This is a genomic window from Dietzia sp. WMMA184, assembly GCF_002441635.1.
GTDB lineage: Bacteria > Actinomycetota > Actinomycetes > Mycobacteriales > Mycobacteriaceae > Dietzia > Dietzia kunjamensis.
This window is the reverse complement of the sequence record NZ_NXEI01000001.1, coordinates 2,959,903-2,973,910: the sequence shown is the minus strand read 5'-3', so window position 1 is coordinate 2,973,910 and position 14,008 is coordinate 2,959,903. Positions and strand designations below refer to the sequence as shown.

Genomic DNA, 14,008 nt, shown 5'->3' with positions numbered 1-14,008 from the left:
CGCCGCACCCCTGTGGAGGTGGGCGCACACCCTCCAGCCTAGGCGAGCGTGACGACGCGCACCCGCGAGCCGTGCGGTACCGGTCAGCCGGGGAGCAGTTCGGCGAGCGCAGCGTCGGCCCGGGCGAGGTCGTCGCGGTCAAAAATGGAGGTGGACGCCATGATCTCGTCGGCCCCGGTCCGCTCGACGAGCACGGCGAGTTCGCGTGCGACCTTCTCCGCGTCCCCCTGGACGGCCCCCGCCATCCAGTCCTCGACCCGTCGCAGCTGCTGCGGACGGAACCTGCGGTCCAGGATCTCCGTCGGCGACCGCAGCGGGCCGAACACCCCGGTCTCCCGGGATTCCGCCATCGCCCACGCCTCCGGGAGGAGTAGCTGTCGCGCGGTCCCGACCGAGTCGGCGACCATCACCTCCAGGCTCACCACCACATAGGGCTCCGGCGTGGCCTCGCTCGGCCGGAACATCTCGCGGTAGCGATCCAGGGGCGACGGGTCGGCGAGCAGCCTCGGTCCCCCGACCACGACGGGCAGTCCGGCCCGTGCAGCGACCTCCAGGCCCCGACCGGTCGCGAGCACGAACAACGGGGGCGGGGCCTCGACGACCGGCAGCGCGGTGACGGGCCCCCGACCGTGGAGGAAGTCCTGCACCGCGGTGATATCGCGGGCGAACGCGTCGGTGTCGTACTCGGCGACGCCGAGCGCCGCACGGACCGGTGCGGTGAACCCGAGCGAACGTCCCACCCCGAGGTCGATACGGCCCGGGTGCATCGCCTCGAGCATGGCGAACTGCTCGGCGACGATCAGCGGTCGATGGTTGGGCAGCATCACGCCCCCGGATCCGAGGCGGATACGGTCGGTGCGCGCGGCGGTGGCCGCGATCAACAGCGGCGGGCTCCCGCTCGCGATCCCGGGCACCGCGTGGTGCTCGGCCGTCCAGTAGCGGTGGAAGCCCAGGGCGTCGGCCCGCTCCGCGCGGGCCAGGGTGCCCTCGATCGCGGCGGCGTGAGACTCGCCGACGCGGGTCCGGGACCTGTCCAGGAGACTGAGGCGGAGGGTGTCCGGCAGGTCGGTGGGGGCCACGACCACACCGTAGCGCCCGGAGTGACGTCGATCGCGGACACGGCCGGGCCCGGGGTCCGCGGGAGTATGATCCTCCGGTGAACACGCACCTCGTGGCCGAACAGGCACAGCAGGTCCTCGCCCTGGGCCCGGGCTTCATGGATCCCGAATTCTGGCTGTCCGGCGACGGACCGTTCGGCAACGCCATCCTCCCCGCGCTGCTCGCCGTGGTCTTCATCGAGTCCGGACTGTTGTTCCCGTTCCTCCCCGGCGACTCACTGTTGTTCACGGCCGGCCTGCTCACGCAGCAGGACAGCCCGTTCGCGCCACTGTGGGTGGTGCTGGTGACCGCGCCGATCGCGGCGTTCCTCGGGGACCAGGTGGGGTACTTCATCGGCAACCGCTGGGGACATCACCTGCGGGAGCGGCCGGACGGGCGGTTCTTCAAGCAGGCCTACATCCACGAGGCCCACGAGTTCTTCGACAAGTGGGGCCCGGCGACGATCATCCTCTGCCGCTTCGTCCCGATCGTCCGGACGTACGCGCCGCTGGTCGCCGGCATGGCGGGGATGCGCTACCGGGTCTTCGTCTCGTTCAACGTGATCGGGGCCCTGCTGTGGGCTGCGGGCGTGACCGCGCTGGGCGCGTGGCTCGGCCAGTTCACCTTCATCAAGGAGCACATCGACCTGATCCTCATCGGCATCGTGCTGGTCTCGGTGCTGCCGATGGCGATCACCGCGGGCCCCAAGGTCGTCGACCGGATCCGCAACGGGCCCGCGGCACCGGCCATGTAGCGCGCCCTCCTGCCGCCGACGCCTAGTCCGGTCCGCGCTCCCCCGGCCCGCGCCAGCGCAGCGCGACGACCGCGGCACCGATCACCACGAGCACCCCGATCCCCTGCAGACCCGGGGAGTCGTCGGCCTCACCGAGGACGACCGCCGTCGCCCCCAGCGCGATTATGGCCAGCACTGCGGCCAGGACCAGCAGGAAGTGCACCCGGCGCTTCATTCCTCGACCCATTCGAGCAGGTCGCCGGGCTGGCATTCGAGCACCCGGCACATCGCCTCGAGCGTGCTGAACCGCACGGCCTTGGCCCGACCGTTCTTCAGCACCGAGACATTGGCGGGCGTCAATCCCACCCGCTCCGCGAACTCTCCGACGCTCATCTTGCGCTTGGCGAGTTCGACGTCGATCCGCACGATGATCGGCATCAGACCACCATGTCCATCTCGGAGCGCAGGGAGGTCGCCTGCCGGAGGAGCGCGCGCATGACGACCATGAGCAGCGCGGCGACCGTGATGATGACGACGACGAGGAAGAGCAGTAGCGGCAGGCCGGGATCAGTCGCGTTGATGCCGACCAGCACGAGCACCACCACGAGCATCGCCCAGGCAGCGACGATCGCCCCCAGGATCACATCGACCCAGACCAGGGACCCGTCCGTGAAGATGCGGTCGGCCCTGACCATCGAGAGCAGCTTCCAGGTGGCCACCACCACGACCTGGATGCACACCACCCAGTAGATCGATACGGCCGTCAGCGGCCACCGCAGGTGCGCGTCGCCCGGTGACGTCTCGGCCATGTGCGCGAACTGCCCGGGCAGGGACATGGTCTGCAGCAGGACCAGTATCGCGAACAGCACCACCAGGCACACCCGCAACGGCAGGACCGCTCGTTTCTCGATATTCATACACCGACTATGGACCTATACCTATCGAAAAACAATAGGCGCGGGAAACGGCGGGCGGGCGTCGCGGTGGGCGGGCGAGATGGCGATCAGGCCGGGGCGGCGTGTTCGCGGATCCAGGCGTGCATGGCGATCCCGGCGGCCACGCCGGCGTTGATCGAGCGGGTCGAGCCGAACTGTGCGATCGAGACGGTCTTCGCGGCCCGCAGGCGCGCGTCCTCGCTCACCCCGGGCCCCTCCTGTCCGAAGAGCAGGACGCAGTCGCGCGGCAGGCTCGCGGTTTCGAGGGGCTCGGCACCGGGGAGGTTGTCGACGGCGACGACCGGCAGCCCCTCGGAGCGGGCCCACTCCATGAGGGCGCCGACGTCGGCGTGGTGGCGCAGGTGCTGGTAGCGGTCGGTGACCATGGCCCCGCGCCTGTTCCAGCGGCGGCGGCCCACGATGTGCACCTCGGCGGCCAGGAAGGCGTTGGCGGTGCGCACGACGGTGCCGATGTTGGCGTCGTGGCCGAAGTTCTCGATGGCCACGTGGAAGGGGTGCCGACGGGTGTCGAGGTCGGCGACGATCGCCTCGCGGCGCCAGTAGCGGTAGCGGTCGACAACGTTGCGACGGTCGCCTGCGTCCAGGAGGTCGGGATCCCACCGGTCGCCGGCCGGGCGCGGTTCTCCGGGATGCTCGAGCTCCCACGGGCCGACGCCGACCGCGCCCTCGCCCCACTCGGTCGGACCCGCCGCCGTCACGAGGTCAGGCGCTGATTGGACAGCTTGACGAGTCGACTGGGGGCGACCTGCGAGGCCAGGTACATGGCGGTGGCCTGCTTCCCGACCGGCCGGTGGACCTCGCGGCCCAGCGCCCGGCGGATCCTGCCGAACACCCCGGAGGACTCACGCGCCGTCTGCTCGGCCAGGTCGAGGATCTCGCCGGCGACGTCGCCCTCCGTGAGGCGCACGCCCATCGTCCGCATCCCGGTGGTGTTCACGCCCTCGAGCATTCCGGTGCCCACGTACAGCGGCCACACCGAGCACACCTGGATGCCGTGGCGGGCCCACTCCAGGTCCAGTGCCTCGGTGATCCCGCGGACCGCGAACTTGGTCGCCGAGTACGTCGCCATCTCGGCCTGGCCGTAGATCGCCGACGCCGAGCAGAGGTTCACCACGGTCGGGGTGGCGGACTTCTCCAGGAACGGGAACGCGGCGCGACAGCCGTAGAGCACCCCCTTGACGTTGACGTCCACCAGCGCGGCGTCCTGCTCGAAACTCGCGTCCATGAACGGAGTGCCGTAGAGCAGGCCGGCGTTGTTGACCAGCACGTCCAGCGCGCCACCGCTACGGGCGGCGAGCTCGGTGAGAGCGGCCTCCCACGCGGCGGGATCAGTGACGTCGAGCGAACCGGTGACGATCCGCTCGTCTCCCTCGGCCCACGCACAGGGCTGGAGGTCGTACGCGCCCACGAGGTAGCCGGCGTCGGCGAACCGGCGCGCGGTGGCCTCGCCGATCCCGCGGCCGGCGCCGGTGACCAGGACCGTCCGGACGGTGCCGGAGGACGGCGTGCCGGAGCCCGGTGCGCCCGCGGCGGTCACGACGCGCTCCCGGCGGTACGCGCCGCGGCGGCGGTACCGGTGAGCAGCAGGAGCGCCGCGGTGGCGTAGGTGTCGATCACTCCGACGTCCAGCGCCCGGGCGAGTGCGGTCCCGCCCTCGGTCTTGCGCCGGGCCAGGATCAACGCGTCGCTGAGCAGGAAGACCGGCCCGGCGACCGCCAGGACCGAGGCCGCCGGTCCGTGCGACCGGTCGACGGAGGTGGCCAACGCGGACAGCGTGGCGAGCAGCCCGCCGTACGCGGCGAGCGGGGCGTTGGCGCGATCTTCCGTGAGCAGCACGGCGCCCGCGACGCCGGCGACGACACCGTGCACAGCGGACTGCACCGGCTTGAACCGCAGCCCCGACCGGAGCATGAGTCCGCCCAGGGCCAGGTGCCCCGCCCCGAACGCCGCCGCACCCGCGACGAGCCTCGACTTGGACCGGCTCGCGTGGCCGCCACCGAGCATGAGGATCACGTCGCCGGCGGTGTACGCCGCTCCGGTGGCCGACAGCAGCGCGGTGTCGACCGCGGAGAGCCGACCGTCGCGCAGCGCGATCGCCAGCGCCGCCGGCACGATCACCGGCTTGCACAGCTTCTCCAGCGCGCCGACCCCGGTGGCCTTGGCGATCTCCGTCCCCACCGCGGCCGCGAGGAACGCGGGCCCCTCCGGGCGGGACGTGTCGCCGAGTGCGCCCACCCGCTCCGTCAGCGCCTGCACCAGGCGATCGCGGAATGCCCTCGTCGTCGTCGTTGTCGTCGTGGTCCCCATCCTCGTCACTCCAGCCCCAGGTCGGTCAGGCCCAGCAACGCGCGGTACTCCACGTCCTCCGCCCGGATCACGTCGTCGGCACCGGTCGCGCGGTCCACCACGGTGGCCACGCCCACGACCTCGGCGCCCGCCTCGCGCAGGGCGGCCACGGCCGTGAGCGGCGAGTTCCCGGTGGTGGTGGTGTCCTCGACGACCAGGACACGGCGACCGACGATGTCGGGGCCCTCGATGCGGCGCTGCATCCCGTGCTTCTTGGCCTCCTTGCGCACCACGAACGCGTCGATCGGCCGGCCCGGCGCGTGCATGATCGCCGTGGCCACCGGATCGGCGCCCAGCGTCAACCCGCCGACGGCATCGAAATCCCAGTCCGCGGTGAGCTCGCGCAGCAGCCGTCCGATCAAGGGCGAGGCCTCGTGGTGCAGCGTGGCGCGGCGCAGGTCGACGTAGTAGTCGGCCTCGCGCCCCGAGGAGAGGGTGACGCGACCGTGGACGACGGCCAGCTCGGCGACCAGCTCTGACAGTCGCGTGCGGGCCTGGGCGTCGACGGTGACGGGATCGGTCATGGGACTCCTCGCGGGGACACGGTGTTCATTGACACGGTTGTGTGGTGACACGGTTTGTGGTGACACGGTGGGCGGAACGGCTGCCCCCGACTCTAGTCCGCCCCCGGAACGCCCCGACCCGCTGCGGCGTCGGGTCAGTCCCTGATGTCGGGCGGGAGCCGCAGCTTCGCGGTCTGCTCCACGTCCGGGTCGATGCCGGGACGCTCGCGGCCGGAGGCATCGTCCGCCTGCTCGCCGGCCTCGTGGCTGGGTCGCCCGTCGGCCTGCTCATCGGACTCCGCGTTCGGCTCCGCGTCCGGCTCCGCGTCCGGCTCCGCGCGCCGATGATGACGTCGCCCGCTCGACGGCGTCGCCCCCACCTTGGCCGCGAGGTCCGCGACCGTCAGCCGGCCCGACTCTCCCTCCGGATCCTCCTCGGTGGTCTCGGCCCCGTGCCGGCCACCCGACGTGCGGTCGAGGTCGGAGCCACCGTCGATGCGGGCGGCGTCGAACCGCTCGACCTCGTCGCGGATCTCGTCCTCGTCGTCCTCCGAGCCGAGCGGCTTGATGCCGGCGGCGCCGGTCGCCGCGCCCGCGGCGAGCGGAGGGACCGACGCGTCCTCGGGGTAGGCCTGCCCGACACCGCGAGTCGGACGCGACAGCGGGGGCCTCGGCGCCAGGTGGTCGGCCGCCACGTCGCCGCGGGCCGGAATCGGCCCCGACGGCTCCATGATCTCGGCGAACGGGTCGGGTTCTTCGGCGGCGGGCTCCGCGGTCTGTGCTGGCCCGGCGGCGACAGCGGTGACGGGTTCATCTGCGGCCTGGTCGCCCGCAGCGCCGTGCTCGGTGTCGTCCGCGGTGTCGTCGGCGGGGTCCCCCCGGTCGGCCACGACGGGCACGTCGGTCAGGTCGCGCGCCCCCCGGCGGTCGGGGACCAGGCGGAGGTGACCGGCCCGCCGGGGCTCGGGCGCCGGAGGCGACGTGCCCTCCTCAGTGGCGACGGCGGTGGCCACGCCGGCGACCCGGCCGGTGTCCGTGTCGGTGTCCGTGTCGGTGTCCTCGTCGTCGACAACGGCGAAGTCCTCCGGGTCGGGCAGCGCCGCCGTCGCCGGGGCGCCGTTCGTGCCGGTGCCGACCTCGCCGTCCATCCCGACGGTGGGGTCGGCCTCGGGGCCCGCCGCCGCGCCGGGCGCTCCGGGATCGATCTCGGAGGGCAACGCGCGGGCCCGCCCCCCGATCGGCGGGAACGGAGCCAGCACATCGGCAGCCCCGTGCAGTGCCATCACCACGTCATCCCAGGTGGAGGGGTCGTCGACGCCGTCGACCGTCGCCGCCACCCACTCGCCCTCGGCCCAGATGCGACGCACCCCGGCGGGCACCTCCCGAACGGCGTCGACCAGCCGATCGCGGTCGATGAGATCGAGACGGCCGTAGTCCGAGGTCCGGGCCTCCAGGACGCCGACCTCGCCGGCGTCGTGGAAGCCGGGCTCGGCCTCGACGTCCGGGCGGCTCAGGTCGAGGACCACATCGGAGGCGGTGTCGCGGCGCAGCGCGAGGACGGTGCGTCCGCCGGTGACGCCCATGATCGCCCGGCGACCACGGAAGATCCCGTGGGACACGGTGCCCAGTGCGCTGAGTCCACCAGAGAAGTCCCCGTGCATGAACTCCGGCGCCGGAGTGGGGGTCGGGGCGAACTCCCGGTCCTCCAGCCAGCGCACGACCGGCGAATCCGCCAGCGGATCGGCGGGCGACTCCTCGACCGGCTCGAGCGCGGACGTAGGCTGCCGACGCGCCGGCAGCAGTGCCCGGACCCGGTCCAGCAGCCGCGGCGACGACTCCGCCGTGGGCTCGGCCGGATCGAGCGGGGCTGGCTCGGCGGGGCCATCGTCGGCGACGGGGCCCGTCGTGGCGACGGCGTCCGCGCTCGCGTCCGTGTCCGCGTCGGAGCGGTCACCGAAATCGGCCACCGCGTCCGGCCCTGCCTCGGCGTCGGCGTCCGAACCGTCGGCGCCATACGCCGCCGCGGTTGTCTCCACGACATCGCGCGGCGCGTCCCCCGTCGCCGGCTGCGCGCCCACCTCCGACTCCGGGCCGCCCTCGGCCACCTCGCGCTCGATGTCGGACGCCTCGGACCGCTGGAACGGCGCGAGACGGGGCTCGCCCGCACGCTCGGCCGAACCGGGATCCTGTCCCACCTCATCCGCAGGCGAGTCGTGGAGCGGGACCTCGTCGTCGTCCTCGTCGTCCGGGGACTCCCCCTCCGGCGGCGAGTCGACAGCCGTCCGCCTCTCGCGACGGGCGCCGCCACCCGCGCCGCCTCCCCGCTGCTTGGCGTCCAGGCGCAGCAGGACGAGCGCCGCGGCGAGCAGCACGAGGGCTACGAGGAACCAGATCCAGACCATGCCCCCAAGGGTAGTCAGGGGCGGCGGTGTGTCCGGCCAGGCGCAGCGGCGCGTGGGGGCGCGACCGGGTGAGAGACGGGCGTGGTCGCGGTGCCGAGGGCGATCAGCGGGGTTGCTCGCCGATCGAGACCGGCCGCTTGCGGTCCGCCGACCACGCGGACCACGAGCCAGGGAACAAGCGGCCCGCCTCAATACCGGCGACCTCCATCGCCGCCAAGGCGTGGCAGGCGTGGATGCCCGAACCGCAGTACACGACCGCGTCGGACCCACTGGTCACGCCCACCTCGGCGAACATGCCGCGGATCTGGTCGGCCGGCAGGAAGCGGCCGCGCTCGTCGAGGAAGTCCCCGGTGGGCATGTTCACCGCGCCCGGGATGTGTCCGGCGCGCGAGTCCATCGGCTCGGTGCGGCCCTCGTAGCGCTCCGGGGTGCGGGCGTCGATGAGCACGCCCCGCTCGGGCCACGTCGCGGTGTCCTCGATGCCGACGGTGAGCATGTGGTCCAGATCGAAGGTGAAGTCGCCGCGCGAGACCGGGTTCCCGGGCCCCACGGCGAGGTCCTCGCCCTCCGCGATCCACGCCTTGAGCCCACCGTCGAGCAGGTAGACGTCCTTCTTGCCGGCCCAGCGCATGAGCCACCAGGCGCGGGCGGCCGACGTGTTGCCGCAGTCGTCGTAGATCACCACGCGACTGTCGTCGTCGATCCCGACCCGGCGCATCGCGTCCTCGAAGTCCTCGGGCGACGGGAGCGGATGACGCCCCTCGCGGACGTTGCGCTGCCCCGCGAGGTCGCCGGGCAGGTCCAGGTACTGCGCGCCGGGGATGTGGCCCGACCAGTAGTGCTCCCGGCCGTTCGCGTCCCCGAGCTGCCAGCGCACATCGAGGATCACCGGGGGAGGCAGCGTGACGACGTCCTCGATCAGCTCACGCGCCGTGACGAGGAGGGGGCTGACCTGGGTATCGGTGGCGGGGTCTGGGGTCACGTGTTAAGAGTAGTCCTTCCGCCGACGAGGTGACCCCCACCTACCGCGCCGCCGTGACGAGCTTCACGCGACCGTGGGGGTGCCGACAGAGCGAGACGGGCCCGGAGGCGGACCCGCCGCCACCTGGGACCGCGGTTCAGGCTGCCGCAGGCCCGTCGCTGCGCGGGGCGAACACCTCCAACGGCCCCGGCGACAGCTGCCACATCATGTCTGCGGCCTCCTGACCTGTGTCGGCGAGACGCTCCAGCTCGCGCTGGCCGGCCGCGCGACCTCGCTCGCGGAGGAGCCCCGAGGCCTCGTCGAGCACCCTGGCCACGTAGGTCCCGTACGCCATCCGGTCCACGAGTGCCCGGGGGGCCGGATCGTCGATCACCGATCCGCACTGCATGGCGCTCGCGGACAGCAGCTGCAGCGGGACCATCTCGAGCGGGGTCAGGGGCCGCGGGTCGGGGATCACTCCGACGCCGTCGCCCATGTCCAGGAACTCCGTCGCGTGGTCCGGATGGGGGTCTAGATCCCGCTCGAGAAGGAACTCCACGGCGTCGCCGACCACCGTCGTCTCGTCGCCGCGCAGCGATTGGTCGGAGAGGGCGTTGTCCGTCGGGCCGGCGGCGGCATCGGCCGGGCCGGCGGCGATGTCCCCCTCCGCCCCGGCGATCGACCGGGCGAGAGCACCGGCGGTGCGGGCCGCCCAGCCGAGCTGCTGGCGGGCCTGCTCGAGCAGGACCCAGGCGGTGGTGGGGTCACCCAGCTCGCGGCGCTGGCGCAGGGACAGCTCGACCAGGGTGCTCATGGTGCAGAGCTGGTCCACCATCCTACCCAGGTGGCGGGCCCGCTCAGAGGCCTCCTGACCGCGGCCGGAACCGTCCGGGGCGATGTCCGAGAGCCAGGTGGCCAGGTCCACGGTGAGGTACTCCACCACTTCGAGGGCGTAGTCCATGCCCCGATCCTGCTCCTCGCACAGATGGGACACCGTGACCAGGACCGGGGTGCCTCCCGTCAGGTCACCGTCCGTCGGTCCCCCCAGGTTGGGAGGCGCGGGGCTCGGCGGAGTGGGCGGGAGGCCCTCGGGGTCGGGGTCGGACGGGATGGGGTCGCGGGGGTCGGTCATCTCAGGCCGCCTTTCGGGGGTCGCGGTAAGTGGTGACGGAGTCGAGGAGGTCGGGAGCCAGGTGGTGCACCCAGAGGCCGGGTTGACACAGCGTGGAGGCTTGCCACTCCCAGTGTGCGACCTCCACGTGTGTCCGGCGTCTGCTGCGGATATCGGCTACGTACCCGGCGTGGTCCGCGTCGGCACTGAGGAGGATCGCGGCGTCGGTGAGACCGTCATCCGTCCACTGCGTCAGCAACTGTTGGACCGCCGCGTCCCCGTACTCCTCGCGATATCGGCGGATCGGGACCACGGTGGTGTGGGTCGTCCGGTCTCCCGCGGTGGCAACTTCGGCCGTTGCCCTGCCGACCGGGACCATCCCCGGGTCGATCAGGGTGACCCGGGAGTCACGGGCCCACTGTCGCGTGGCGGCGTCCTGGGCGGCACGGGCCGCCGGGTTGGCGGCCCCCTCATGCCTCCCCAGGATGATCCCGATCCGCACCGCCCTGCCCGCCCGTCGGCGACGGGCGACGACGCCATCTGCGAGGCGGGGCATGTCGAGCGTGAAAGTCGAGAGTGGGCGTCGCGAGTAGCCGAATCCGTCTGCGGCTCCGAGTAGGACGTTCCATCCGTCCACGATCACCGAGACGGATTCGGTGCGGGAATGAGGGAAGGGCACGATGTTCGAATGATGGTAGTTGTTCACGAGGGCTCCTGTGGTCTCCGGATGGGCGGGACGGGCGCCCGCCGACCACAAGAGGAACACACCTTTCAACGCAGGTCAAGCAGCATTTTCGCCGGTAAAGTCCCAAAAAAATCCCGGATTCGAACAGAGTCTGTTTCCCAGGGATCCCTTCTCTTTCCCGGACCGGAAAGGCCCTGGAATGTTCGAATAAGTGGTGCGGGGCAAAAGTCCGGACGAATCGATAAATCGGCAGATTTTCTACCAGCGGCGATGTGCCTGCCCGCCTCCGCCACCACGGCCCGCGGCAGATACTCAGACCTCGGCCACCCGCCCCGGAAGCCCGTCCCCAGGCCACGATCACCGTCCTCGACCGAGCCTGAGCGCCGCCCCCGGAGCACCCCGGCCGCCGCCCGCCCACCCCTCGAAACGAGGATGTGATATGCATCACACCGGCGCGGCAACACCGTGCGGACGCCCTGACACGACGAGAGACGGGCCCGACCACCATCCCCGGTGGTCGGGCCCGTCCGAGCCGAGCGCGTCAGCCGCGTCAGCTGAGGCTGAGCGACTCGCCGTCCTCCGCCAGCGAGACCGTGACGGTGTCGCCGTCGCGGATGTCGCCCCCGAGTAGCGCCCGGGCGAGCTTGTCGCCGATCGCCTGCTGCACCAGCCTGCGCAGCGGGCGGGCGCCGTAGGCCGGGTCGTAGCCCCGGCGGGCGAGCCAGCCCTTGGCGGCGTCGTCGACCTCCAGAACCAGTCGCCGACCCTTGAGGCGACGCGCGAGCTCGTCGATCTGGATGTCGACGATCGACTCGAGCTGCTCCTCACTGAGCGCGTCGAACATCACCACATCGTCGAGTCGGTTGATGAACTCCGGCTTGAACGCGCGCTTGACCGCGTCCATCATCTGCTCCCGCGATCCGCCCGCGCCCAGGTTGGAGGTGAGTACGAGGATCGTGTTGCGGAAGTCGACCGTGCGCCCCTGCCCGTCGGTGAGGCGACCGTCGTCGAGCACCTGCAGGAGGATGTCGAAGACATCCGGGTGCGCCTTCTCGACCTCGTCGAGCAGGACGATCGTGTACGGCCTGCGCCGCACCGCCTCGGTGAGCTGCCCGCCGGACTCGTAGCCGACGTAGCCCGGAGGGGCACCGACGAGCCGCGAGACGCTGTGCTTCTCGGAGTACTCGCTCATGTCGATGCGGACCATGGCCCGCTCGTCGTCGAACAGGAACTCCGCGAGCGCCTTGGCCAGCTCGGTCTTGCCCACGCCCGTCGGGCCGAGGAACAGGAACGACCCGGTCGGCCGGTCGGGATCGGCGACCCCGGCGCGCGCCCGGCGGACCGCGTCGGACACGGCCCGGACGGCCTCGTCCTGGCCGACGACCCGGCGGCCGATCTCGTCCTCCATGCGCAGCAGCTTCTCGGTCTCGCCCTCGAGCATCTTGCCCACGGGGATACCGGTCCAGGCGGAGACGACCTCGGCGACGTCCTCCGGACCGACCTCCTCCTTGAGCATCGCGCCGGCCGCAGCCTCGCTCTCCTCTGCGTCGGCGAGTTGCTTCTCCAACTCCGGCAGCCGGCCGTAGCGGATCTCGGCCACCCGGGCGTAGTCGCCGTCACGCTCGGCCTTCTCGGACTCGGTGCGCAGAGCGTCGAGCTCCTCCTTGATGAGCTGCACACCCTGGATGGCGGTCTTCTCGTTCTGCCAGCGGGCGGTGAGCTCGGCGAGCTTCTCCTTGGCGTCGGCCAGCTCGGCCTGCAGGGCCACCAGTCGATCCTTGGACGCCGCGTCGGTCTCCTTCTGCAGCGCCACCTCCTCGATCTCGAGTCGGCGGACGATCCGCTCGGCGGCGTCGATCTCCTCGGGCCGCGAGTCGATCTCCATCTTGAGGCGGCTGGCGGCCTCGTCGACGAGGTCGATCGCCTTGTCCGGCAGGAACCGCTGCGTGATGTAGCGATCCGAGAGCGCGGCGGCGGAGACCAGGGCGGAGTCGGTGATGCGCACACCGTGGTGCACCTCGTACCGCTCCTTGAGGCCGCGGAGGATCCCCACGGTGTCCTCGACGCTCGGCTCGCCCACGTACACCTGCTGGAAGCGGCGCTCCAGGGCCGCGTCCTTCTCGATGTACTTGCGGTACTCGTCGAGGGTCGTGGCGCCGACCAGCCGCAGCTCACCGCGGGCGAGCATCGGCTTGATCATGTTGCCGGCGTCCATCGAGCCCTCGCCGGTCGCTCCCGCGCCGACGATCGTGTGGATCTCGTCGATGAACGTGATGATCTGCCCCTCGGCCGCCGTGATCTCGTCGAGCACCGCCTTGAGGCGCTCCTCGAACTCGCCGCGGTACTTCGCGCCGGCGACCATCGACCCCAAGTCGAGCGAGAGCAGGGTCTTGCCCTTGAGGGACTCGGGGACGTCGCCCGCGATGATGCGACGGGCCAGCCCCTCGACGATGGCGGTCTTGCCGACCCCGGGCTCGCCGATGAGCACCGGGTTGTTCTTCGTGCGGCGGGAGAGGACCTGGACGACGCGCCGGATCTCGGAGTCGCGCCCGATCACCGGGTCGATCTTGCCCTCGCGGGCACGGGCGGTGAGGTCCGTGGCGTACTTCTCGAGAGCCTGGTACTGGTCCTCGGGGTTCTCCGTGGTCACGCGCGTGTTCCCGCGGACCGCCGTGAACGCCGCCTTCAGGGCGTCCTCGGTGGCACCGAGCTCGGTGAGGAGCTTGGCCGCATCGCCACCGGTGTGACCGGCCGCGATCCCGACGAGGACGTGTTCGGTGGAGACGTAGTCGTCGCCCATCTCCGCCGCGAGGGTCTGGGAGTAGTTGATGACGGCGAGGGCGTCCCGGTTGAAGTTGGGGGCGGCGAGCCCCGAGCCGGACGCCTTGGGGTAGCCGCCGACGAGGCCCTTCGCCTGGGTCAGGGCGAGCTGCGGGTCCACCCCGCAGGCCTGGAGGAGGGGACCCGCGATCCCGTCCTGTTGTTCGAGCAGGGCCACGAGCAGGTGGCCCGGACGCACATCCGGGTTGCCCGCCGCGGAGGCGGCTTGGACTGCGGCCGACAGAGCCGCCTGGGTCTTGGTCGTGGGGTTGAACTGGCTCATCGACCGGTCCTTTCTTCGACGTATTGTTGAGCGTACTGGAATCAATGCCGGTTCCGTTCCGGCCGGACGCCTAGTACAACCTCCGCCTCCTTGAGTCTATTCCGCTCAAG

General features: G+C 71.7%; 14 protein-coding genes. 1 reads left to right on the top strand and 13 read right to left on the bottom strand.

All coding sequences use genetic code 11. The features are described from left to right. Positions 1-83 precede the first annotated feature (83 nt). Complete coding sequence (locus tag CK206_RS13690) at positions 84-1,079, bottom strand: MsnO8 family LLM class oxidoreductase (protein ID WP_096907463.1); 996 nt, start codon at positions 1,077-1,079, stop codon at positions 84-86. Positions 1,080-1,216: 137 nt separating this feature from the next. Here CK206_RS13690 and CK206_RS13685 point away from each other — a divergent pair, with 137 nt between their 5' ends. After that, positions 1,217-1,852: a DedA family protein gene (locus tag CK206_RS13685; protein WP_082924096.1), complete on the top strand. Its 636-nt coding sequence runs from the start codon at positions 1,217-1,219 to the stop codon at positions 1,850-1,852. Between the two features lie 22 nt (positions 1,853-1,874). On the opposite strand, the gene CK206_RS13680 is transcribed toward CK206_RS13685, so the two are convergent. The 12 genes from CK206_RS13680 to clpB form a co-directional block, all read right to left on the bottom strand. Then, positions 1,875-2,066 carry a hypothetical protein gene (locus CK206_RS13680; protein WP_194307473.1) on the bottom strand — a complete coding sequence of 64 codons (192 nt, stop codon included), beginning with the start codon at positions 2,064-2,066 and terminating at the stop codon, positions 1,875-1,877. Further along, entirely contained in the window at positions 2,063-2,269 is a 207-nt protein-coding gene (locus CK206_RS13675) for a helix-turn-helix transcriptional regulator (RefSeq protein WP_067719412.1), read from the bottom strand. Before CK206_RS13675 ends, CK206_RS13680 begins: the two co-directional genes overlap by 4 nt. Next, positions 2,269-2,748, bottom strand: a complete 480-nt coding sequence (locus CK206_RS13670; RefSeq protein WP_096906719.1) for a DUF2975 domain-containing protein — start codon at positions 2,746-2,748, stop codon at positions 2,269-2,271. Before CK206_RS13670 ends, CK206_RS13675 begins: the two co-directional genes overlap by 1 nt. 86 nt (positions 2,749-2,834) lie before the next feature. Next, positions 2,835-3,485, bottom strand: coding sequence for an RNA methyltransferase (locus tag CK206_RS13665; RefSeq protein WP_096906718.1), 651 nt, complete (start codon positions 3,483-3,485; stop codon positions 2,835-2,837). Next, positions 3,482-4,324, bottom strand: a complete 843-nt coding sequence (locus tag CK206_RS13660) for an SDR family oxidoreductase (RefSeq protein ID WP_096906717.1) — start codon at positions 4,322-4,324, stop codon at positions 3,482-3,484. The genes CK206_RS13665 and CK206_RS13660 overlap by 4 nt, the downstream gene beginning before the upstream one ends. Next, a complete protein-coding gene (locus CK206_RS13655) occupies positions 4,321-5,094 on the bottom strand; it encodes a lysoplasmalogenase family protein (protein WP_240341378.1) in 774 nt (257 codons plus the stop codon). The genes CK206_RS13660 and CK206_RS13655 overlap by 4 nt, the downstream gene beginning before the upstream one ends. A gap of 5 nt (positions 5,095-5,099) precedes the next feature. Beyond that, positions 5,100-5,657: an orotate phosphoribosyltransferase gene (gene pyrE, locus CK206_RS13650; RefSeq protein WP_096906716.1), complete on the bottom strand. Its 558-nt coding sequence runs from the start codon at positions 5,655-5,657 to the stop codon at positions 5,100-5,102. A gap of 134 nt (positions 5,658-5,791) precedes the next feature. Beyond that, entirely contained in the window at positions 5,792-8,038 is a 2,247-nt protein-coding gene (locus CK206_RS13645; protein ID WP_254050588.1) for a hypothetical protein, read from the bottom strand. Between the two features lie 103 nt (positions 8,039-8,141). Then, the gene (locus CK206_RS13640; protein ID WP_096906715.1) at positions 8,142-9,020 is read right to left on the bottom strand and encodes a sulfurtransferase; all 879 of its coding nucleotides are present in this window, start codon (positions 9,018-9,020) and stop codon (positions 8,142-8,144) included. A gap of 136 nt (positions 9,021-9,156) precedes the next feature. Further along, positions 9,157-10,131 (bottom strand): hypothetical protein, encoded by a 975-nt coding sequence (locus CK206_RS13635; protein ID WP_096906714.1) that lies wholly within the window; start codon positions 10,129-10,131, stop codon positions 9,157-9,159. Position 10,132: 1 nt separating this feature from the next. Then, complete coding sequence (locus CK206_RS13630; RefSeq protein ID WP_096906713.1) at positions 10,133-10,816, bottom strand: hypothetical protein; 684 nt, start codon at positions 10,814-10,816, stop codon at positions 10,133-10,135. Positions 10,817-11,345: 529 nt separating this feature from the next. After that, positions 11,346-13,898 (bottom strand): ATP-dependent chaperone ClpB, encoded by a 2,553-nt coding sequence (clpB, locus tag CK206_RS13625; protein WP_096906712.1) that lies wholly within the window; start codon positions 13,896-13,898, stop codon positions 11,346-11,348. Positions 13,899-14,008 lie beyond the last annotated feature (110 nt).

Bases quoted from the DNA above. Each gene is read 5' to 3' on its own strand.
- CK206_RS13685 (WP_082924096.1), top strand. From the start codon at position 1,217: ATGGATCCCGAATTCTGGCTGTCCGGCGACGGACCGTTCGGCAACGCC.
- CK206_RS13680 (WP_194307473.1), bottom strand. From the start codon at position 2,066: ATGAAGCGCCGGGTGCACTTCCTGCTGGTCCTGGCCGCAGTGCTGGCC.
- CK206_RS13635 (WP_096906714.1), bottom strand. From the start codon at position 10,131: ATGACCGACCCCCGCGACCCCATCCCGTCCGACCCCGACCCCGAGGGC.
- CK206_RS13655 (WP_240341378.1), bottom strand. From the start codon at position 5,094: ATGGGGACCACGACGACAACGACGACGACGAGGGCATTCCGCGATCGC.
- CK206_RS13675 (WP_067719412.1), bottom strand. From the start codon at position 2,269: ATGCCGATCATCGTGCGGATCGACGTCGAACTCGCCAAGCGCAAGATG.
- clpB (WP_096906712.1), bottom strand. From the start codon at position 13,898: ATGAGCCAGTTCAACCCCACGACCAAGACCCAGGCGGCTCTGTCGGCC.
- pyrE (WP_096906716.1), bottom strand. From the start codon at position 5,657: ATGACCGATCCCGTCACCGTCGACGCCCAGGCCCGCACGCGACTGTCA.
- CK206_RS13645 (WP_254050588.1), bottom strand. From the start codon at position 8,038: ATGGTCTGGATCTGGTTCCTCGTAGCCCTCGTGCTGCTCGCCGCGGCG.
- CK206_RS13670 (WP_096906719.1), bottom strand. From the start codon at position 2,748: ATGAATATCGAGAAACGAGCGGTCCTGCCGTTGCGGGTGTGCCTGGTG.